The sequence below is a fragment of the Paenibacillus sp. Y280 genome (assembly GCF_056786335.1).
This window is the reverse complement of record NZ_JBXCIW010000075.1, coordinates 1-500: the sequence shown is the minus strand read 5'-3', so window position 1 is coordinate 500 and position 500 is coordinate 1. Positions and strand designations below refer to the sequence as shown.

The 500-nt window shown below is 52.8% G+C and carries 1 pseudogene; it reads left to right on the top strand.

Annotated features, from left to right (window positions below):
* Positions 1–500, top strand: a pseudogene (locus AC1TPC_RS26910) (transposase); the annotation flags it as partial.

Here is a 500-nt window from a genome sequence, read left to right as displayed (position 1 = left end):
GGGTTCTCTCTAACTGATCTTCCCGGCGTGGGCACGTTCTATGACTTCTTCGATCGCCTTTGGCCAGCAGTCGATCACAATTTGAGGCCTATCCTGCAACGCAAACGCAAGAGCAAGAAAAAAGGCAAGAAGGGCGAGAAAGCGCCCACGACGCCAGGAAGAGTTGAACGTTTGGTCAAATGGATGATGCGTCATGCCGATAAGCAAACGGCTTTACCTGCTGATCGCTTGTTTCATTTCTTTCAATCGCAGATTGTTGCTGTATCTGCACAGTTTGGGTTGCTCGGGGATATGTCGGCGATTTGCGCAGCCGGTGACGGTACACCAGTCGTTACATCCGCTTATCCCCGAAGCAAGTCCACTTGCGATTGTCGCGCCCGCGGTATAGCTGATTGCAACCATCATCGTCTTTACTCCCAGCCCGACTGCAACTCGGGTTGGGATAGCGCCAGAGAGCGGTACTTTAACGGATACCACCTGTACATGATCTCAGCGGCGGA